General features: G+C 70.5%; 16 protein-coding genes. 5 read left to right on the plus strand and 11 right to left on the minus strand.

Going from position 1 to position 20,939, the window contains the following annotated elements; genetic code table 11:
• The first annotated feature begins 214 nt into the window (after positions 1 to 214).
• Positions 215 to 2,590 carry an immune inhibitor A domain-containing protein gene (locus ACMCNN_RS28295; RefSeq protein ID WP_412743526.1) on the plus strand — a complete coding sequence of 792 codons (2,376 nt, stop codon included), beginning with the start codon at positions 215 to 217 and terminating at the stop codon, positions 2,588 to 2,590.
• 123 nt (positions 2,591 to 2,713) lie between these two features.
• Positions 2,714 to 3,637, plus strand: coding sequence for an alpha/beta fold hydrolase (locus tag ACMCNN_RS28300; protein ID WP_412743527.1), 924 nt, complete (start codon positions 2,714 to 2,716; stop codon positions 3,635 to 3,637).
• Between the two features lie 28 nt (positions 3,638 to 3,665).
• Here the strand turns inward: ACMCNN_RS28300 and ACMCNN_RS28305 are convergent, their stop codons facing one another.
• From ACMCNN_RS28305 to ACMCNN_RS28320, 4 genes are all read right to left on the minus strand, one after another.
• The gene (locus ACMCNN_RS28305) at positions 3,666 to 4,031 is read right to left on the minus strand and encodes a hypothetical protein (RefSeq protein ID WP_412743528.1); all 366 of its coding nucleotides are present in this window, start codon (positions 4,029 to 4,031) and stop codon (positions 3,666 to 3,668) included.
• Entirely contained in the window at positions 4,028 to 5,005 is a 978-nt protein-coding gene (locus ACMCNN_RS28310; protein ID WP_412743529.1) for an SseB family protein, read from the minus strand. Before ACMCNN_RS28310 ends, ACMCNN_RS28305 begins: the two co-directional genes overlap by 4 nt.
• Before the next feature lie 2,726 nt (positions 5,006 to 7,731).
• Positions 7,732 to 8,025: a WXG100 family type VII secretion target gene (locus ACMCNN_RS28315; RefSeq protein WP_412743530.1), complete on the minus strand. Its 294-nt coding sequence runs from the start codon at positions 8,023 to 8,025 to the stop codon at positions 7,732 to 7,734.
• 21 nt (positions 8,026 to 8,046) lie between these two features.
• Positions 8,047 to 8,406: a WXG100 family type VII secretion target gene (locus ACMCNN_RS28320; RefSeq protein WP_412743531.1), complete on the minus strand. Its 360-nt coding sequence runs from the start codon at positions 8,404 to 8,406 to the stop codon at positions 8,047 to 8,049.
• A 295-nt stretch (positions 8,407 to 8,701) separates the two neighbouring features.
• Between ACMCNN_RS28320 and eccE the strand changes: the two genes are divergently transcribed.
• The 3 genes from eccE to rarD all read left to right on the plus strand — a co-directional run bounded on the left by eccE (position 8,702) and on the right by rarD (position 12,403).
• On the plus strand, positions 8,702 to 10,558 hold the full coding sequence (gene eccE, locus ACMCNN_RS28325) for a type VII secretion protein EccE (RefSeq protein ID WP_412743532.1): 1,857 nt from the start codon (positions 8,702 to 8,704) through the stop codon (positions 10,556 to 10,558).
• Positions 10,559 to 10,822: 264 nt separating this feature from the next.
• The gene (locus tag ACMCNN_RS28330; RefSeq protein ID WP_412743533.1) at positions 10,823 to 11,203 is read left to right on the plus strand and encodes a phage holin family protein; all 381 of its coding nucleotides are present in this window, start codon (positions 10,823 to 10,825) and stop codon (positions 11,201 to 11,203) included.
• A 204-nt stretch (positions 11,204 to 11,407) separates the two neighbouring features.
• Complete coding sequence (gene rarD, locus ACMCNN_RS28335; protein ID WP_412743534.1) at positions 11,408 to 12,403, plus strand: EamA family transporter RarD; 996 nt, start codon at positions 11,408 to 11,410, stop codon at positions 12,401 to 12,403.
• 43 nt (positions 12,404 to 12,446) lie between these two features.
• Here the strand turns inward: rarD and ACMCNN_RS28340 are convergent, their stop codons facing one another.
• The 7 genes from ACMCNN_RS28340 to nuoL all read right to left on the minus strand — a co-directional run bounded on the left by ACMCNN_RS28340 (position 12,447) and on the right by nuoL (position 20,935).
• Positions 12,447 to 13,154, minus strand: a complete 708-nt coding sequence (locus ACMCNN_RS28340) for an anti-sigma factor family protein (protein WP_412743535.1) — start codon at positions 13,152 to 13,154, stop codon at positions 12,447 to 12,449.
• Positions 13,151 to 13,645 (minus strand): sigma-70 family RNA polymerase sigma factor, encoded by a 495-nt coding sequence (locus ACMCNN_RS28345; RefSeq protein WP_412747304.1) that lies wholly within the window; start codon positions 13,643 to 13,645, stop codon positions 13,151 to 13,153. Before ACMCNN_RS28345 ends, ACMCNN_RS28340 begins: the two co-directional genes overlap by 4 nt.
• Before the next feature lie 111 nt (positions 13,646 to 13,756).
• The gene (locus ACMCNN_RS28350) at positions 13,757 to 14,551 is read right to left on the minus strand and encodes an IclR family transcriptional regulator (RefSeq protein WP_412743536.1); all 795 of its coding nucleotides are present in this window, start codon (positions 14,549 to 14,551) and stop codon (positions 13,757 to 13,759) included.
• A gap of 215 nt (positions 14,552 to 14,766) precedes the next feature.
• Entirely contained in the window at positions 14,767 to 15,762 is a 996-nt protein-coding gene (locus tag ACMCNN_RS28355) for a polyprenyl synthetase family protein (protein ID WP_412747305.1), read from the minus strand.
• A gap of 174 nt (positions 15,763 to 15,936) precedes the next feature.
• On the minus strand, positions 15,937 to 17,469 hold the full coding sequence (gene nuoN / locus ACMCNN_RS28360; protein ID WP_412743537.1) for an NADH-quinone oxidoreductase subunit NuoN: 1,533 nt from the start codon (positions 17,467 to 17,469) through the stop codon (positions 15,937 to 15,939).
• Positions 17,470 to 17,471: 2 nt separating this feature from the next.
• Entirely contained in the window at positions 17,472 to 19,022 is a 1,551-nt protein-coding gene (locus ACMCNN_RS28365) for an NADH-quinone oxidoreductase subunit M (protein ID WP_412743538.1), read from the minus strand.
• Positions 19,019 to 20,935, minus strand: a complete 1,917-nt coding sequence (gene nuoL / locus ACMCNN_RS28370; protein ID WP_412743539.1) for an NADH-quinone oxidoreductase subunit L — start codon at positions 20,933 to 20,935, stop codon at positions 19,019 to 19,021. Before nuoL ends, ACMCNN_RS28365 begins: the two co-directional genes overlap by 4 nt.
• Between the last annotated feature and the right edge of the window lie 4 nt (positions 20,936 to 20,939).

Here is a 20,939-nt window from a genome sequence, read left to right on the forward strand (position 1 = left end):
CGGGCCGCCCTCCTTTCTGTTGGTGATATGTGTCGATGGCATTTTCTTGCGCATTGTGCCTGCCAACAGTGCAAGATCCATCGATACAAACCGATCTCCAGATCTTCCTTTGATCGATGTCTTTGCATACGTTCTGCGTCAGCCCCGTTACCCGGGGTGGACACTCGCCGACCGTGCTCAACCCGCACCTCGGCTCATGTCGACGGAGGTACGTATGCGCAAGGTGGTCGTTGGACTGCTCGGCGCCGTGATGGTCACCAGCGTCGGGGGCATGCTTCCCGCCGCGGCCGTGGCGGCGCCGCCCGCGGACCCCGGACCGGCCCAGGCCGGATCCCGAGCGCCAGCGGACGACCGGCCCAACCCGTTGGAACAGAAGCGGCGCGAACTGCGTCAGCAGGCAGTGAACGGAGTCCTGAAGGGCACCGTCCAGACGGAACGGCGCGGCGGCAGCCTGGTCGCCAAGGTCGGCCGGACCCAGGGCGCCGGCGTGAGCGGCCGCCGCCCCGGCCCGTCCGGCGCGAGCCAGTACGTCGAGCTCAGCCGCGAACGCACCGACAAGATATTCGTGATCCTCGCCGAGTTCGGCAACGAACGGCACCCGGACTACCCCGACGTCGACAGCGACCCCACGGTGCCCGGTCCGACCACGTTCGACGGACCGCTGCACAACCACATCACCCAGCCCGACCGCGCCCGCGACAACACGACCGTGTGGCAGCCGGACTACAACCGTGACCACTACCGGCAGATGTACTTCGGCAAGGGCGCGGGCGTCGAATCCCTGAAGACCTACTACGAGGCGCAGTCGTCCGGGCGCTATAGCGTCGACGGCGAGGTCACCGACTGGGTCAAGGTCAAATACAACGAGGCCCGGTACGGCCGCAACTGCGCCGACCCCGCCGCCTGCGACACCCACAACGCCTGGGCGCTGGTCCGCGACGCCGCCAACCAGTGGTACGCCGACCAGAAGGCCGCCGGCCGCACCGACGCCGAGATCAAGGCGGACCTACAGAGCTTCGACCAGTACGACCGCTACGACTACGACGGTGACGGCAACTTCAACGAGCCCGACGGCTACCTCGACCACTTCCAGATCGTCCACGCCGGTGGCGACGAATCCGACGGCGACCCGCAGCAGGGCGAGGACGCCATCTGGGCGCACCGCTGGTACGCGTACTCCAGCTCCGGGGTAGCCGGCCCGACCGGCAACCTGGCCGGTGGCACCCAGATCGGCGACACCGGCATCTGGATCGGCGACTACACCATGCAGCCCGAGAACGGCGGCCTGAGCGTCTTCGCCCACGAGTACGGTCACGACCTCGGCCTGCCCGACGACTACGACACCAGCGGCGCGTCGAACAACAACAACGAGTTCTGGACGCTGATGGCGCAGAGCCGGCTCAACGGGGCCGGCGAACCGATCGGCACCCGCCCCGGCGACATCGGCGCGTGGAACAAGCTGCAGCTCGGCTGGCTCGACTACGAGACCGTCAAGGCCGGCAAGACGAAGACCATCGACCTCGGGCCGCAGGAATACAACACCACGAACGCGCAGGCGGCGGTCGTGGTGTTGCCCGACAAGACGGTCACCCGGAGCCTGGGCGCACCGTACGCCGGCGACAACCAGTTCTTCTCCGGCAACGACGACAACCTCGACACCTCGCTGAGCCGTACGGTCGATCTCAGCAAGGCCGCCTCGGCCACGCTGAGCCTCAAGGCCCGCTACACCATCGAGAAGGACTTCGACTACCTGTACGCCGAGGCCTCCACGGACGGCGGCAAGTCGTGGACCGTGCTCGACGGCACCATCGGCGGCGCCCCCTTCGCCCGGGACGGCAACAACCTGCCGGCCCTCACCGGATCCCAGCCCGCCTGGACCGACATGGTCGTGCCGCTGACCGCGTACGCGGGCAAGAAGCCCCTCGTGCGGCTGCACTACAAGACGGACGGCGGCGTCTCGTCGGGCGGGTTCTTCGCCGACGACATCGCGGTGACGGTCGACGGCGTCCCCGGCGCCACCGACGGCGCCGAGGGCATGCCGGCGTGGAACGAGGCAGGGTTCAGCGTCGTCGGCGCCACCGCCGAGGACACCTACGACAACTTCTACATCGCCGGCTACCGCAACTACATCTCGTACGACAAGTACCTGAAGACCGGTCCGTACAACTTCGGCTGGATCTCCACCAAGCCGGACTGGGTGGAGCACTTCTCCTACCAGCCGGGCCTGCTCATCTCGTACAACGACACGTCCTTCAAGGACAACAACGTCAACAAGCACCCCGGCCAGGGTCGCAACCTGATCATCGACTCGCACCCGGCGGCCATGTTCAACCTGGAAGGCAACCCCTGGCGGTCACGCATCCAGCTGTACGACGCGCCGTTCGGGCTGACCAAGGCGGATTCGTTCACGCTGCACGTCGACGGCAAGGCGTCGTACATCCGGGGTCAGGCCGGACAGCCGCTGTTCGACGACACCCAGTCGTACTGGGACGCGGACATTCCGTGGTCGGGCGTCAAGCTGCCCGCCGTCGGGGTCAAGATCCAGGTGCTGTCCCAGCGCGGCAGCACGATGACCATCAAGATCTCCTGAGTACGCCGTCCGGCGGCGCCCCTGGGCTTCGGCTCTCCGGCGCCGCCGGACCGCTTGCCCGGTTTAAGCCAGTTTCCGACCGGGGCGCTGCCCGGCGCGCACCCAGCGCCTAGGCTGTCCGGCATGAGCGCCCGGGTGGACGAGTCGTGCGTCCTGGTCGAAGGTCCGTGGACCCACCGATTCGTCGGGGCCAACGGCAGCCGGTTCCACGTCGTCGAGGCGGGCACCGGGCCGCTGGTGTTGTTCCTGCACGGGTTTCCCGAATTCTGGTGGGCGTGGCACGACATCATGACCGAGGTCGCCGACGCGGGATTCCGCGCCGTCGCGATCGACCTGCGCGGCTACGGCGCCAGCGACAAACCACCCCGCGGGTACGACGGTTACACCATGGCCGCGGACGTCACCGGCCTCATCCGGGCCCTGGGCGAACGCTCCGCGATGATCGTCGGGGCGGGCGCGGGCGGCATGATCGGCTGGACCGCCGCCGCCTTCCACCCCAAGATGGTCAGCCGCCTGGTGGTGCTGGGGGCCGCCCACCCGCTGCGGTTGCGCGCGGCCCTGTTCGCCGACCCTCGGGGCCAGTTCGCCGCGACCTCACCCATGCTGCGCTTCCAGGTGCCGCGCTACGAGCACGTACTCACCCGCGACAACGCCGCCCTGGTCGGCGAGCTGATGCACCGGTGGAGCGGCCCCGCATGGGCCCAGACCGACGAGTACGCCGACTACGAGGCGCGCTGCCGGGAGGCGATGCAGATCCCGCAAGCTGCGTTCTGCGCCCTGGAGGCGTACCGGTGGGTGTTCCGGTCGGCGCTGCGGCTGCAGGGCTACCGGTTCGTCAAACTCATGCAGCGCCCGCTCATCACGCCGACGCTGCAGCTGCACGGGGCACTGGACACGGCGACGCTGCCCCGCACCGCGCAGGGCTCGGGCCGCTACGTGATCGCCCCGTACGAATGGCGCCTCATCGCGGACGCCGGCCACTTCCTGCACCGGGAGGCGACCGAGACGGTGACCGGCGAGATCCTGCGCTGGCTCAAGGCGAACTGAGGCCGCTTCCGCTCCGGAACCCGAGGCGTCAGACGCGGTGCTCGATGATGTCGGTGACCTCGTGGGCCGGCGCCCAGCCCTGGTAGACGCCGAAGTCGAACTCCTCCAGCCCGAGCGCACGGGCCATCGGCGCCCGGCCACCCGTGTACTCCAGGCGCAGCCAGGTGTCCGCCTCGGCGAGCACGATGAACGGCTCACCGCGCCACGTGCAGGTGGTGCGCACGTACGTGATGTCCTCGTACTCGCCGGGCCGCAGCACCCGCACGAAGCGCCCCGGCCGGATCTCTGTGAAACCCGCACCCGGCTCGGGAATGTAGATGCGCACGTTGTCGCCGTCGGGGGCCGCCTCGTACTCGCGGCCCTGCCATATCGCCAGGTAGCCGTCGCGCATCACCGCTCACCGACCTGACGCCAGACCGGCCCGTCGCAGTCGAGCACGGCCACCATCGTGGTGGTGCCATCCGCGTCGATCCGCCACAGCTGGGCACCGTGCGGCAGTCGCACACTGTCCACCTTGAACTCCGCGATCACGTCACGCCCCTCACCGGGCGCGAAGCCATTGCCCCGGAACGGTGCACGCTCGATCACCCAGCCGTCCATGGCGCGCAGGGCCTGCTCGTTCTGCCCGCCGTAGGGGATGCGGTACAAGCTGGGCCGGTACGCGGGCCAGCGCAGCACGTACGCCTCCTTGGCGTCCGCCTGGTACGGCGAGCCGTCGTAGAGCAGGCCCAGTGCCGCGAACAACTCGACAGGGGTGTTCAGGTGCGCCACCTCGCTGGCCCGGTGCACGAACCCGGCCGCCCGGTCGTATCCGCGCTCCAGGAGGTAGTCGACCTGCTCCGGCGGCACCGTCTTCTGCATGACCGTGGCGTGCTGGGCCGGATCGCTGGCCCGCTCCGGCAGCGGCAGCGGTGCCGGTTCATCCGGCACCAGGTCGTCGGACGGGTCCAGACCCAGCCCGGATTCGATCGCCCAGTCGGCGAGCGCGATGACCTGTGGTCCCGGATAGGTCGCGCCGACCGGGCTACCGGGGTTGACCGCGAACGACCAGGCCGGGTCGGGCCAGTTGCGGATCAGGTCGACGAACCGCACCGCCACCGTACGGGTCGGCTCGGCGTAGTACTCGGCCAACCGGTCCCGGCTGGTGAACACCACCAGGTACGGCTCGCCGTCCAGGTCCTCCGTACGGAACGCGAAGCCGGACTCGCCCGGCGAGCTGCCCGGCCGGGAGTGGTGAGCCACCGGTACGAGCACCGTGGCCAGCAGCAGAGTGGAGAGGAACGCATCGGTGCTACGGCTGCCGGCGGCGAGGTAGAGGTCCTGTTCGACCGCGTTCGCCGGAAAGAAGTCGTCCTCGGCGGTGGTCAAACCCTGAGTGGTCAGGCCCTGAGCGGTCTCTCCGGCGGCGCCTCTGCGCTCTGCGGCATCATCCTCGGTGGTTCCGTCACCTGACCCTCGGCCCGCGGCCGCTCGGGCGCCGCCGGTCGACTGCTCAAAACTCTCGCCTGCCGCCCGGCTTCCGGCAGCCCTGCTTCCGGCAGCCTTGCTTCCACCGTCGCCCGGGGTGGTCCGGCTTCCGCCGTCCTGGCGCCGCACCGACGGGCTCGCCTGACGCCCGGACGCCTCGTCCGCCACCTCGTGATCGGTGTCGGGCACCGGCGTGGACTCCGTGCCTGGTGCGGGGCGACCGGCGACGAGCTGACTCGCCGAAGCCCGCGCGGTCTCGCCACCCGGTAGATCCCCCGAAACCGAGTCGCCGGTGGCGCCATCCTCCCGCGACCGCGAGGCGGTTCCGGTGCTCCCACCCACCGATCCACCAGACACCGGGCCCACCGCCGACGGCCCGCCGGACACCGGGCTCACCACCGACGGTCCATCGGATACCGAGCCCACAACCGACGGGCCACCGGACGCCGAGCGCGCAACCGACGGGCCACCCGGCGCCGACGGTTGCATGGTCGAGGACACGCGGCTCTCGGCCGAGGGCGCGCCAGAGGTGGCAGCTGACGGTCGGTCGGACACGGGCGCGACCGACGACCCATCCGACGCGGGCGCGGTTGACGGCCGACCCGACGTGGGCGTGACCGACGGCCCGCCCGACGTGGGTGCGACCGAGGGTCCGCCGGACGTGGGTGCGACCGAGGGTCCGCCGGACGTGGGTGTGACCGACGGCCCGCCGGACGTGGGTGTGACCGACGGCCCGCCCGACGTGGGTGTGAGGGACGGCCCGCTCGATACGGGTGCGGCCGAAAGCCCACCCGGCATCGGCGGGGCGGACGTGCCACTGACCGATGGCGGCCCGCCCACGGTCATGGGCTTCGCCTCGGTCGACGGGCCGGCCGTCGACGAACGGCTCCTGCCCGACGAGTCGGCGGTCGGCGCCGAAGTGGAGTCCGGAAGATCCAGCTGCCTATCGAACGACCGCCCGGCCGACGCACCACCAGGAACAACCGGTGGCGCGATTCCGGATCGTGGCGTTTCCCGGGCGCCCGCCGGGCCGGCACCGGGCGCCGATGAGCCGGGCGCTTCGGGCGGCACCGCGACACCACCCGGCCGCGCACCTGACTCACCTGACCGGATACCGACGTCACCTGGGCGCGTGCCGGCCTCACCTGGGCGCGTGCCGGCCTCACCTGGGCGCGTGCCGGCCTCGCCCGGGCGCGTGCCGATCTCACCCGGCCATGTGCCGGCCTCGCCGGGGCGCGTGCCGATCTCACCCGGCCATGTGTCGGCCTCGCCGGGCAGCGGGGCAGGGGCGGTGCGGGTCCCAGTGAAGGTGGGCGTTGCGGCGGACGCCGGGCTGGATGGTTCCGCCGGTGGCATGGGCTGCCGACGCGGTAGCGGATCGACGGAGCCGGGCGCGCCTGGACCGAAGTCCGGCGCGGCGGAGATCGCCGGCCGAGCGCCTGGCGACAGGTCGTCGGCGGGCTGGCCGCCGGTGAGGTGGGACGGCACCGGCGGCGTTTGAGCCATGGGCGTGCGCGTCGGCAGCGGGGCCCGCGGATCCTGCAGCGGGGGCAGGGAGGGGCGGCCGTCGCCTGAGGGGCCCGACGGAACCGACGGAGGCCGGTAGGCGGCGGGGGCGCTCGGCGCCGCGCCGGAAGCAGCGGTGGGCGCCTGCCCACCGGGTGCACGGGTCGGCGCACCATCCGGCAATGCCGTGCCGGGTGTCCGCATGGGCAGGCTGCCGGGGCCGCTGGGGGCCGCGCTACCGGGGGCGGCGCCGCCACGGGCGTACTGGTCCGTCGGATAGCCGGCCGGCTGGTCCGTCGGATAGCCGGCCGGGCCGCGCGGCGCTTCGGCCTCAGGGCGATACGGCGCGGCCGCACCAGCCGGTTCGGCGGCACCGAGCGGCCCACCGGAGCCGGACGGCCCGGCGGTCAGCGCGCCCGCGTGCAGGTCCTGCATGTTCTGGCCGGGACTGGCGCCTTCGCGCGCCGGGCCCCGGGTCGGCAACCGCAGGTCGCCGCGGGCCAGTTGTGCGACGAACCATGCCGGCAGGTAGCCCTCGATCGGCAGGCCGGGGTTGACGGCCAGCCACCATTCGAGGTTGGGCCAGGTGTTGGCCAGCTCCAGGTAGGGCACTCGGCGCGCGGAGCCGGTGTAGTCGGCCAGGCATGCCTGCATGGCCGATGGAGAGGTGAAGGCGAGAACGTGAGTGCGCCCGCCGGTGCTCCAGGTCCCCCAGCCCAGCGGGGCCAGACCGGCCAGCGCGTCAGCCGACACCGGCAGCAGCAGGTCGACACCGGCAAGGATGCGGAAGTACGACTCCTGGTCGTCGGTGCGCAGCGCATCGCGCATCGCCATCTCGGCGTCCGTCGCCGGTTGCCACTCGGACACGTCCACCTCTCCCTTCACGGCGAACGCGGGCCATCTCAACGCGTACAACCTACAAGGTCAGGGCGGGATCACAACGGGCGGCCGTACGGAGACAACCAACTCGGGTGTAACCCGGCACGAACGTTGATCCTGGCACGAAAGTGAATCGCGGATTCACGTCGCGCAGGGAAGCCACGCGGCGACCGTCTGTGAGACGGGGATAAGCGTAGAAGGCCGGGCCCGCCATGTCGACAGGCCCGGCCTTCTCCTCACCGCTACTGGAAGCGGTGCTGCGCCTTACGCTCGGTGTCCTGGTAGTCGGCGGCCGACTCGTCCACCGCGATCTTGATGTCGTGCAGGATGTGCTGCAGGTCCTTCGCCGCACTCCGCCACTTGTGCTGCCGCTGCGAATAGGCGTCCTGAGCCGCACCGCTCCAGGTGGAGACGAGCGGGCGCGCATCCTGCTCGAGCTGGCCGAGCTGCGAGCTGAGCTCGTTGAGCGCCTTCTGAATGTCGGCACTCGCCTGCTGCAGAGCGCCGAAGTTGACCAGAAGCAAGCCGTTGTCCATCAGATTCCTCCCCGTGTGATCTCAGAGCGGCAGCGTGTAGCTGCCGCCGGACTTGGACACGCGGGCGGCGGCCTCGCTGTCGGAGGCGTCGTAGCCGACGCCGGACGTGCGGATCGCTTCCGCCGTCTCCTGCAGTGCCCGGTTGAGGTTGTCGAGGTCGCGGGCGTACTGCGCCTTGACCTGCTCGAACTTCTGAGCGCCCATACCCTTCCAGGCACTACTAAGCACGGACAACTCGGACATCAGGTTGTTCAACATGGACTGCAATCCGCTGTTGACCGTCTCGAACTTCGCGGCGGTCGTCGCCATCACCGCGGATTCTGCTTGCGTCTGGGCCACCCCGGACGTCACCCCGCTCCCTCGTCTAGGTCTGCCTCGCACCGGCTCCCGAATGGACCGGTCGTTCGATACGACCGCCGGTGCTCGCTTCGGAGGCTCATCAGGCTAGCCCCTTCCGGCCGCGCCGTGGGGGCAGCCAGGGCAGCCACCTCAGAACTTGCGTCGCCGACCGTAGCCGGTGCGAGCTGGGCCGCGACAGCCCGGCGGGCCGGCGTGTGGACAACTCCGGCCAGCCATCGACCCTCGTCCACAGGCCCCCTGCGAACCGGCCGGAGGCCCTAACATGGGCCGCGCAGCGAAGGTGAATACACCGCGACGATCGGGGAGGCGACGCAGAGTGACAGCCTTGGCGGGCAGCCGTCTGTCCGAGATCGGGGTGACCGACCCGCCGCCCCAGCGCCGTGCCCGGATACGGCCCGGCCGCATCTTCGGGATCCGGGTGGGGCAGCTCATCGGCACCCAGCTCGCCGCGGTCGCGGTGGTCATCGGGGCGGCGCGCGGCCCGATCACCCTGGCGGCCGGGGCGGCACTCGCCCTGGTCCTGCTGAGCGTGACCTGGCTACGGCTGCGTGGCCGGTGGGCGTTCGAGTGGCTGTCCACCGCACTGCGCTACGCCGGGCGGCGCCACGTCGTCGCGGTCGACGCCGCACCGACCGCCCTGCTCGAATTCACGGCACCAGGGACCAGGGTCGAGAATGCCGAGCTCGCCGGGGATCCCGCGGCGCTGTTCGTCGACGCTCGCGGGCTGACCGCGGTGCTGGAGCTCGGCGACCCGGCCGGCCTGCTGGCGGAGTCGTTTCCCGCCCTGCCGTCGCCCGGCAGCCTGCTCCCGCCCGCCGGTACGGGTCACCCACCCTGCCGCATCCAGCTGCTGCTCACCGGTGCGCCGGCACCGACACTGCGGGCGGGCGGAGGCACCCCCGCCAACTCGTATCGTCAGCTCACCGAGGGGCGCTTGCTCGGGCACAGCCGCGCGCTGCTGGCCGTCCGGGTGATGCATGCCGAGGGCTGGTCCCCGGCCGACCTGCGGCAGGCCCTGTCCGGCCTGGTGCGGAAGCTGCCGAAGCGGCTCGGCTCGATACCGGTCCGGCCGCTCGGTGAGGCCGCGGCCGCCCGGGTCATCGCTGAGCTGGCCCACGACGACGGCGTCGGATCGGCCCAGGAGAGCTGGTCCGGCCTCCAGATCGGCGGCCTCAGCCAGGCCACGTTCCGGGTGCACCGGTGGCCGGATCCGCGACAGGAGACCGCGCAACGGCTCGTGCCCCGGCTGCTGTCGCTGCCGGCAGCCGCCACCACCGTGGCCGTGACCGCGGGGCCGCGCGGCCCCCTGGACGGCGCGGCCACCACCGAGCTGACGCTCCGCCTCGCCGCTCCGGATCCGTCGGCGCTGGGCGTTGCCACTCAGGCGCTGCGCAGCCTGCTCTCCACCGAACGCGCACAGGCCAGCCGACTCGACGGTGAGCACCTCGACGGGCTGGCGGCGACCCTGCCGCTCGGCAGCGGCCACGGCGGCGACGCACTGACCACCGGCCGACCGACGCGCGGTACGCATCCAGCCGAGCTGGCCGACGGCCTGGAGTTGCCGGTCGCCGTCTCCGGCCTGATGCTGGGCGCCAACCGGTACGGCGACCCCGTGGTGACCCGGCTGTTCCGCCCCGAGCAGACCCGCGTCCTGCTGGTCGGCGGGGTGCGCTGCGCCCAGTTGGTCGCCCTGCGGGCCATGGCGGTGGGTGCGCGGGTCATCGTGCAGACCGCCCGCCCGTACGCGTGGGAGCCGTTCGTACGCGGGGCCGCCGTGCCCGGTGAGTCGATCGCGGTCATCCCGCCGGGCCGCGCGGTGGAGATTCCGCCCGGATCGGCGCTGCACCCGCTGCTGGTGATCGTCGACGTCGGCCCCGTGGGTGCGGACAACCGACCCGGTGCCGGATTCCAGGCGACCCTGGTCGTGCGCGACGAGTTCGGCCCGGCCGACGTGGACGTGGCCTCGCGCGCCGACCTGCTCGTCGTCCAGCCGCTGCGACCGGATGAGGCGTCCGTGCTGGGACCGGCGCTCGGGCTGGGCGAGGCCGCGCAGTGGCTGACCCGCATCCGCGCCGACATGGTGGGCGTCATCAATCGGCGAGCGGTGCGTTGGGCGGCCCTGGCGCAGACACCGATCGAGGCGCAGCTGATCGGCCCGCTCGACCGGGGCTGACTTACGGGCCCGCCCACCCAAGCCGGGACAGGCCCAGCAGGAGAAAGGCTGAGGCCCGGACAAGTCCGGCCGGAGGACGTCCGAGGCTGGGCCGGGCAGGGCAGGGAAAGGCCGAGGCACGGACAGGTCCGACAGGAGTAAGGCCGGGGCGGGCCGGGCAGGGAGAAAGGCCGGGGGCGGCTCCCGGCCGCTTTGACAACGATCTGCGCAAGATCGCGGGGCGTCCGGCCTGGCAGTGGCATGGCCGTGGCACCATCCCGTGCCATGGGCATCATCCTCCGGTTGGTGATCACCGCGGTTTCGCTGTGGGTAGCCACCATCCTCATCGAAGGAATCCGGCTCACCACGGATTCCGTACCGGCCAAGGTCGGCACGCTGCTGGCCGTGGCGGCGATCTTCGGTCTCGTCAACGCGATCCTGCGCCCGGTCATCAAGCTGCTCGGCTGCGGGCTGTACGTGCTGACCCTCGGCCTCATCGCGTTCATCGTCAACGGCGCGCTGTTCCTGCTGACGAGCTGGATCGCCGGTCAGCTCAACCTGCCGTTCCACGTCGACAACTTCTGGCCCGCCGGGGTTCTCGGCGCGATCGTGGTCGGCGTCGTGAGCTGGGTGCTCAACATGCTGGTCCCCGACGGCGACGACTGAGCGCCGCCGCCGACCGATCCCACGCGCGGAAGTGTCCTGCCCGCGGCAGGCCGCTTCCGCGCGTTGTTTGTCGGGGTGACGAGTCGGGTGATGAGCAGCGTGCGGGCCGGGCAGGCCAGCAGGGACGGGTCGTCGCCCCCGCCCCGGCCGTGAGCTGCGACATATGCAAGGAGCGGATCTCGTTTCGCAACTTACTGTTGGCGAATGAGTGACGAACGCCGCGGCTACGTGTACGGGCTCTCCGCGTACGTGATGTGGGGTTTCTTCCCGATCTACTTCAAGCTCCTGCGGCCCGCCGCGCCGCTGGAGATCCTCGCGCACCGGGTGATCTGGTCCGTACTCTTCGTCAGCCTGGTGCTGGCCGCCATGCGCAACTGGCGCTTCCTGAGCCGCCTCGTACGCGACCGGCGACGGCTCGGCGGGGCAGCGCTCGCGGCGGTGTTCATCGGGCTGAACTGGGCCACCTACATCTACGGCGTCAACTCGTCGCGGGTGGTCGAGACGGCTCTCGGGTACTTCATCACGCCCCTGGTGGTCGTGCTGCTGGGCGTCACCGTGCAGCGGGAGCGCCTGCGCGGGTGGCAGTGGGTAGCGGTCGGCGTCGGTACGCTCGCCGTGGCCGTGCTGACTGTCGACTACGGCCGGCTCCCCTACATCGCGTTGACGCTGGCGGCGACGTTCGGCACGTACAGTTTGATCAAGAAGCGGTTGTCACTGCCGCCCGCGGAGGGGCTGTTCGTCGAGTCCGCCGTGCTGGCGCTGCCCGCGCTGATCTACCTCGGCTGGCTGGGCAACGCGGGCGATGCCACGTTCGGGCACGTCTCGGCCGGGCACACCGCACTCATGATGTTGTCCGGGGTGGCGACGGCGATTCCGCTGCTGCTCTTCGCGGCCTCGGCCAACCGGGTCTCGCTCGTCGGCATGGGCATGATGCAGTACGTGGCGCCGATCCTGCAGCTGGCCTGCGGGGTGCTGCTCTACCACGAGCCGATGCCGGGGCCGCGGCTCGCGGGCTTCGCCCTCGTCTGGATCGCGCTGATCATCTTCACGGTCGACGGCATCCGCCGGGCCCGCGCCGCCGCTCGCATCGCGACCGCGCCGGACACGACGGCACCAGAACTCGGAGAGACCGCAGAGGAGAGCGGCGGCCGGCCGGTAGCCGCCACCACCGAACCGGCCGCCGCCCTGCCGCCTCGCTGACGGAGCCCCGGTGGCGCCGAGCGGCGCGGCCGGGGCGGGTCCGTCAGGGGACGTCGTAGGCCAGCAGGGCCTTGCCGTCGTTACGCACCAGTTCCAGCCGGGACAGCGCGCCGTCGGCGAAGTGCGTCACGGCCGACATGCTGAATTCCTTGCCGGGCGAGGCGACCCAGGATCCCACCTGCTCGCGTTCCTCGTCCGGCCCGTACGCCATGAGCCGGACCGTGTACGGCTTCAGGTCGGGGTTCTTGCGGCTGTAGAAGCACACCAGGCTGATCTTCGTGCCGCCCGCGGTGCCGGACACGTTGATCTGCGCGGAGACCGGCACCTCGGCACCCATCGGGGTCATGGCGATGACCGGCCCGGCGGGTGGCCGCTCGGTGCGGCCGGTCTCGCCCATCCAGAACACCGTTCCCGCGCCGACGACGAGCGCCAGGCAGGCGGCGGCCGCGAGCGTGCTCAGCACCCGGACCCGGAGCCGCTTGCGCTCCCGCCGACGCGTGGTCTGGGCGGCGTGCACCAGCTCGGGGGTTCGGTTGCGCGACGTCCGGGCGGGCGGCAGGTCCGGTTCGAGCAGCCGTTCCAGGTCGGCCGGGTCGAGGCGGCCGAGCAGCCCGGGCAGCACCGCGATGTCCGCGACGGCCTCCCGGCAGAACGAGCAGGTGGCCAGGTGCCGCTCGTACGCGGCCCGTTCGGCCGGGGAGAGGGCGCCCAGGACGTACGCGCCGTCGTCGTGCTCGTGATCGCATCTCATCCCGTCACCCCCATCTCGTCCAACACCATTCGCAATGAGCGCAGCGCGTAGTGCGTGCGCGACTTGACCGTGCCCGGTGGGACCCCCAGCCGGGCGGCCGCCTCTGCGATGGAACGACCCCGGTAGAAGCACTCCACCAGGACGTCGCGATGCTGCGACGACAGCCGCCCCAACGCCTCCGCGACCGTCCACGCCTCGACCGCCCGGTCGGCCTCGTCGGCGCTGGGCGGCGGTTCGGGAATCATGTCGGTGACCACCTCGCCCACCCGTACCGACCGGCGCCGCCAGGCGTCAATCGCCAGGTTGCGCGCGGTGGTGAACAACCATGACCGCACCGCGCCCCGCTCCGGGTCCAGCGCCTCGGGATGGCGCCAGGCCCGCAACAGGGTCTCCTGTACGAGGTCCTCCGCCCGCTGCCGGTCCCCGCCGGACAGGCGGACGGCGTGCGCGAACAGCGCATCCCCGTGCTCGTCCTGTAGGACGCGGAGCAGCTCGGCATCCGTGTCTTCCATGCCTGCCGCCCTCCCCTCGCGTCCCAACCCTTCTTACGGCCGCGGGGGCGGTGCCGGTTCACCGGTTCAAGGAAGTCTTAGGTGCGCACGTCAGGCCGTCGCCGCGTCGCCCGCCGACAGGGCCTCGGCGACGGTGCGGGCGGCGGTGGTCAGCTTGGCGCGGATCACCCGCGCGGAGGTGAGCATCTCGGCCGCGGGCAGGGCACAGGCCAGCACGAGACGGCGTTCCATGTCCCGGTCCGCGATGACGACCACGGCACCGCAGGCGACGCCCTGGCGGAACTGGCCCATCTCCAGCTGCATGCCGCGCCGCTCACCCGCGGCAAGGTCCGCTTCGAGCGCTTCCGGGGTGGTGAGGGTGGCCGGCGTGAACGGCCGCATACCGTAGTCGCGCAGATACCGTGCGCGCTGGTCGGTGGTGAGGGTGGCCAGCAGCGCCTTGCCCAGCGCGGTCGCGTGTCCGGCCTCGTCGAATCCGGGTGCCACGTCGTCGAGGAACGGCGAACGGGGGCCGTCGGCGGACGCGGTGATCGCGATCCGGCCACCGACGAAGCGGCCGAGGTAGTGGCTGTATCCGGTGTCGACGGCCGCCCGCCGCAGCGCCTCCCCGACCGCGGGCGGCCCACGGAACGCGGAGACCAGCTCCCGGTACCGGTCGGCGATCTCCAGCCCCACGATGTACGTGCCGTCCTCGCGACGGATCACATATCCCTCGTACGCCAACGTGCGCACCAGGTGGTACGTGGTTGCGACGGTGAGTTCGCACCGTCGCGCGATCTGCTTCACGGTGAGTCCGCGCGGGGCCCGTCCGACCGACTCCAGCACGCGCAACGCACGTGACACGCTCCGGATGAGGTCCGAGGGCTCCGCCAGGGGGTCGCGCACAGCCACCTCCGACGCCGGGGACTTACACCATATGAAGAATCACGCGCCGACGGAATGCCTCAGAGCCGTAGAGAAATGCCGATCTGCCCATCGGGTTAAGTCATCGACAGTCATCACTGGGTGGTTGTCCCTGATCAGGGCACGGGTGCACGCATGACCCAAGCGGCAAAGATTTTCGCCGGCCCACCACTGTGGACCGGTGGCAACGCGAGGAATCAGCTCGTGCGGTCCGCGATGAAGTCGCACAGCGACTCCATCGCCCGGCGCGCCGGGTCGTCCGGCAGCGGCGCCAGCTGGGCGCGGGCCTCCTCCGCGTACGTCCGGACGGTCTCCCGGGCGCGCTTCATCGCCACTGACTCGCGCAGCAGGCCGAGCGCCTCGGCGTGCAGGGCGTCGTCCGTGATCGGGCCGGTGGCCAGCAGCTCGCGCAGGCGTACGGCCGAGGCGTCGGTGTCGTCGCTGGCGAGGGCGTACAGCACCGGCAGGGTGGGCACTCCCTCACGCAGGTCGGTGCCGGGGGTCTTGCCGGACTGCACCGACTCGGAGGCGATGTCGAGCAGGTCGTCGGAGAGCTGGAAGGCGATGCCGATGGTCTCGCCGTAGCCGGCGAGGGCCTCCACGTGCTCCGGGGCGGCCGCAGAGAAGAGCCCGCCGAAGCGGGCCGAGGTGGCGATCAGCGAGGCCGTCTTCTCCGCGATGACGTGGAGATGGTGGGCGATCGGATCGGTGCCGCGCGGGCCCACGGTCTCGGCGATCTGGCCGTGCACCAGCCGCGCGAACGTGCGCGCCTGCAGGTGCACCGCCTCCGGCCCGAGCGAGGCGGCGATGTCGGCGGCGCGGGCGAACAGGTAGTCGCCCACCAGGATCGCGACGGAGTTGCCCCAGCGGGCGTTGGCACTCGGCGCGCCCCGGCGCACCTCTGCCTCGTCCATCACGTCGTCGTGGTACAGCGTCGCCAGATGGGTCAGCTCCACCACCAGGGCCGCCGGCACCAGATCGGGCGACGAGATGTCGCCGAACTGGGCGCCCAGGGCCACGATCAGCGGCCGGAACCGCTTGCCGCCCGCGTCCATGAGATGCCGGGCGGCCTCGGCCACCAGAGGGTCGGCGCTGACCACGTTCTTTCGCAGCGCGTCCTCGACGTTGCCCAGCATCGCGGACACCGACACGTCGATCGCCGGGTCGATGTCGAGACCGAGCGAGTTCAGCACACTGTCACCGGTGCTCACCACACTTTCACGATGCCATATGCCCCCGACGCTTCCGGCCCAGGGGTACACCAGACAAGATCATTTCATCGTACGGGACGGTTTGGTCCGTTTTGCCCACCAGAAATGGCCGCGCGTGCCAGCGGAGCCTGCTCCACTGACACGCGCGGGTGGACGTCAGCGGACGAAATCGGCGGCCTTGTCGCTCAGGTCGAGCAGCGGCGCGGGGACCACGCCCAGCGCCAGCGTCGCGATCACACCGATGGTGAGGGCCGCCGAGGTGAGGAAGCCCGGAATCGACACCGCCGGGGTGCTGTCGCCCGGCTCGGAGAGCCACATCATCACCACGACCCGCAGGTACGGGAACGCGATCAGCATGCTGGTGATCACACCGAAGATCACCAGCCAGGTCTGCCCACCCTGGACGGCCGCCCCGAACACCGCGAACTTGCTGGTGAACCCGCTGGTCAGCGGGATACCGGCGAAGGCCAGCAGGATGAACGTGAAGACAGCGGCGAACAGCGGTGACCGGCGGCCCAGCCCGGCCCACTTCGACAGGTGGGTGGCCTCGCCGTCCGCGTCGCGCACCAGCGTGACGATGGCGAACGCGGCCAGCACCGAGAAGCCGTACGCGACCAGGTAGAACATCGTGCTCGACACACCGGCCTGGTTCAGCGCCAGCACGCCGACCATGAGGTACCCGGCGTTGGCGATCGACGAGTACGCCAGCAGCCGCTTGATGTCCGTCTGGGTGACCGCCAGCACAGCGCCCACCAGCATGGTCAGCACCGCGATGGTGCCCAGGATCGGCTGGAAGTCCCAGCGGACCCCCTCGAACCCGACGTACAGCACGCGCAGCAGGGCACCGAACGCCGCGACCTTCGTGCAGGCGGCCATGAGCGCGGTGACCGGCGTCGGCGCCCCCTGGTAGACGTCCGGCGTCCACACGTGGAACGGCGCCAGCGCGGCCTTGAACAGCAGGCCGATGGCCAGCAGCGCGAGCCCGCCGTACAGCAGCACCTGGCTGTGGGACGGGTTGGCGACCGCCTCGTGGATCTGGCTGAAGTGCACCCCGTTCGCGTAGCCGTAGAGCATGGCCACGCCGAACAGGAAGAAGGCGGAGGCGTACGAGCCGAGCAGGAAGTACTTGAGGGCCGCCTCCTGGCTCAGCAGGCGGCGCCGCCGCGCCAGCGCGCACAGCAGGTACAGCGGCAGCGAGAAGACCTCCAGCGCGACGAACATCGTCAGCAGGTCGTTCGCGGACACGAACATCAGCATGCCGCCGAGGGCGAACAGCGCCAGCGGGTAGACCTCGGTGCCGCCCGGCGCCCCGCCGGTCTGCCGCAGGTCCTTCTGCGAGCCCACCGTGATCGCGGCCTGCGCCACGAACGCACCGCCGGGCTCGACCGTGCGCTCGCCGATGAGCAGCAGCGACACGGCCCCCAGCACGAGGATCGCGCCCTGCAGGAACAGCGTGGTCCCGTCGATCGCGACAGCGGTGCCGATCGTCACCGCCCGGGTGCCGCGCTCGGCGATCACCATGATGAACGCGGCGAGGCAGGCCAGCAGGGCGAGCGAGAGCTGCACCGCGTGCCGGGCACGCCGGGGCACCAGCGCCTCGAGAAGCACCCCCACGCAGGCCACCCCGAACAGGATCAACATCGGGGAGAGTGCCCGATAGTCGATCGGGGGCAGTTGCAGTTTCTCCATGGCTACGGCGCCACCTTTCCGTTCGCGACCGCCGTGGGGGCCGGATCGGTCGTGCCGACGTCCTGCATGGTCGCCTGGACCGCCGGGTTGATCACATCGGTGACCGGCTTCGGGTAGAAGCCGAGCAGGAGCAGGAGCAGCACCAGCGGCGCGACGACCAGCTTCTCGCGCAGCGTGATGTCACGCCGCATCTCGGGCAGGTCGGTCAGCGCCGGGTTCAGGTCACCCTGGGTGGTGCGCTGGATCATCCACAGCACGTACGCGGCGGCCAGGATGATGCCGGCCGTGGCGATCACCGCGTACGCCTTGTGCACGGTGAACGTGCCGATCAGCACCAGGAACTCGCTGACGAACGGCGCGGTGCCGGGCAGCGCCAGCGACGCCAGACCGGCGAAGAACATGATCCCGGCCAGCACCGGCAGCAGCTTCCCGGCGCCGCCGAAGTCGCTGACCAACGCCGACCCGCGCCGGGCGATGAACATCCCGACCACGAGGAAGAGCAGGCCGGTGGCGAGGCCGTGGTTGACCATGTACAGCACCGAGCCGGTGCCGCCCTGGGTGGTGAAGGCGAAGATGCCGATGCCGATGAAGCCGAAGTGCGCGATCGACGTGTACGACACCAGGCGCTTCAGGTCGTTCTGGCCGACCGCCAGCAGCGCGGCGTAGATGATGCCGATGACCGCCAGCACCAGGGCGGCGGGCGCGAACCAGCGCGACGCCTCCGGGAACAGCGGCAGGCAGTACCGCAGGATGCCGAACGTGCCGACCTTGTCCATCACGCCGACCAGCAGGGCGGCCGCACCGACCGGGGCGGCGCCACCGGCGTCGGGCAGCCAGGTGTGGAACGGGAAGAACGGCGCCTTGATCGCGAAGGCGATGAAGAACCCGAGGAACAGCCACCGGGCGGTGTTGGTGTCCAGGCCGGACGACGCCTGCAGGAGCTTCGCGAAGTCGAACGTGTGCCCGGCCAGCACCCACAGCCCGATCACTGCGGCCAGCATGAACAGGCCGCCGACCAGCGAGTACAGGAAGAACTTCACAGCGGCGTACTGGCGGCGGGCGCCGCCGAACGAGCCGATGATGAAGTACATCGGGATCAGCATGACCTCGAAGAACACGTAGAACAGGAAGAGGTCCGCGGCCGCGAACACGCCGATCATGGTGAACTCGAAGGCCAGCAGCAGCGCGAAGTACGTCGACGCGGAGCGTTCCGTCTCGTCGACGTCGTGCCAGGACGCCAGGATGACCACCGGCACGAGTACCGCGATCAGCATCAGCATGACCAGCGCGATGCCGTCCGCCGCGAACGTGAACCGGGCATCCCAGGTCGGGATCCACGGGTACGACTCGCGGAACTGGAACCGTGGCGCGTGCTGGCCGACCTGGAAGTCCACCCACATGACGATGCTGAGCGCCAGCACGGCCAGCGACCAGACCAGTGCCACGATCTTGGCCACCTGGGCCTTGGCGCGCGGAACGCACGCCACCACCACCGCGCCCACCAGCGGGGCCAGCGTCAGGACGCCCAGGTACGGGAATCCGGAGTCCGTCACGAGAACCACCCCAGCTGGATGACGAGGAACGCACCGACGACCACGAGGGCCCCCGTGAGCATGGACAGGGCGTACGAACGCACGAAGCCGGTCTGCAGCCGGCGCAACCGGCCGGAACCCCCGCCGACGCTCGCCGCGATGCCGTTGACCAACCCGTCGATGCCCTTGTTGTCGAGGAAGACCAGGGCCCGGGTGAGGAAGACGCCCGGCTTCTCGAAGACCGCCTCGTTGAAGGCGTCCGTGTACAGGTTGCGCCGGGCCGCGGTGACCACCACGCCCGCCGGCTGCTCCTGCTCGGCGGTGCCGTTGCGGAACAGCATGTAGGCGATGCCCGCACCGATGACGACCAGCCCCAGCGACAGCGTGGTGATCGACCAGTGCGGGATCACGGGCTCGCCCGCGGGCGGCTCGGGCCCGAACACCGGCTCCAGCCAGTCCGGGATCGACGTGGCCAGCAGCCCGCCCGCGCCGATCGAACCGAGCGCCAGCAGCATCAGCGGCACGGTCATGATGTACGGCGACTCGTGCGGCTCCTTGATGTCATCCGTCCACCGCTTATTGCTGTGGAACGTGAGGATGAACAGCCGCGTCATGTAGAACGCCGTGAGCCCGGCGCCGAGCAGCGCGGCTGTGCCGTACAGCCAGGCGGTCCAGCCCTCGCGCTCGAAGGCGGCCGCGATGATCGGCTCCTTGGAGAAGAAGCCGGAGAACGGCCACATGCCGACGATCGCCAGCCAGCCCATCATGAAGGTGATCCAGGTCCAGCGCATGTACTTGTACAGCCCGCCGAAGCGTCTGATGTCGACCTGGTCGTGCATGCCGTGCATCACGGAACCGGCGCCGAGGAACATGTTGGCCTTGAAGAAGCCGTGCGCCAGCAGGTGGACGATCGCCAGCGCGTACGCGCCGCCGCCCAGGCCGACGCCGAGGAACATGTAGCCGATCTGGCTGACCGTCGACCAGGCGAGGACCCGCTTGATGTCGTCCTTGGCCGCGCCGATGATGCAACCGATCAGCAGCGTGAGCGCGCCGACGCTGACCACGACGGTCTCCAGGGCCAGGTTCGCCGAGAAGATCGGGTTCGACCGGGCGATCAGGTAGACCCCGGCGGTGACCATGGTCGCCGCGTGGATCAGGGCGGACACCGGGGTCGGGCCCTCCATCGCGTCGGGCAACCAGGCCTGCAGCGGGAACTGGCCGGACTTGCCGCACGCGCCGAGCAGCAGGAGCAGCCCCATGATCAGAATCGTGGTGGAGCTGAGCGCGCCGACGTGGTTGAACACGTACTGGTACTGGGTGGAGCCGAGGGTGGCGAACATCAGGAAGATGCCGATCACCAGGCCGGCGTCGCCGACCCGGTTCATCAGGAACGCCTTCTTGCCCGCGGTGGCCGCCGACGGCCGGGTGTACCAGAACGAGATCAGCAGGTACGACGCGAGGCCGACGCCCTCCCAGCCGAAGTAGAGCATCACGTAGTTGTTGCCGAGGACCAGCAGCAGCATCGCGGCGGTGAAGAGGTTGAAGTAGCCGAAGAACTTCCGGCGGCCCTCGTCGTGCGCCATGTACCCGACCGCGTACAGGTGGATCAGGGAGCCGACACCCGTGATCAGCAGGACGAACACCCCGGACAGCGGGTCGAAGAGCAGCCCGAAGTCGACCTTGAGGTCGCCGACCAGGATGAAGTTGAACAGGCTCTGCTCGGCCGACTTGTTCGTCAGGAAGGCGAGCTGGATGAAGAAGGTCAGGCCGAGCGCGAAGCTGGCCGCGACCGACAGCACCCCGAGCCAGTGCCCCCACTTGTCGGCCCTGCGTCCCAGCAGGAGCAGGACGGCCGCGCTGACCAGCGGGATGGCTACCAGCAGCCACAGCAGGTGCAGCGGGCCCACCGGCTGGGCGTAATCCACTGTCTCCACGTGC

The sequence above is a fragment of the Krasilnikovia sp. MM14-A1004 genome, from assembly GCF_047159485.1.
Classification (GTDB): Bacteria; Actinomycetota; Actinomycetes; order Mycobacteriales; family Micromonosporaceae; genus Actinoplanes.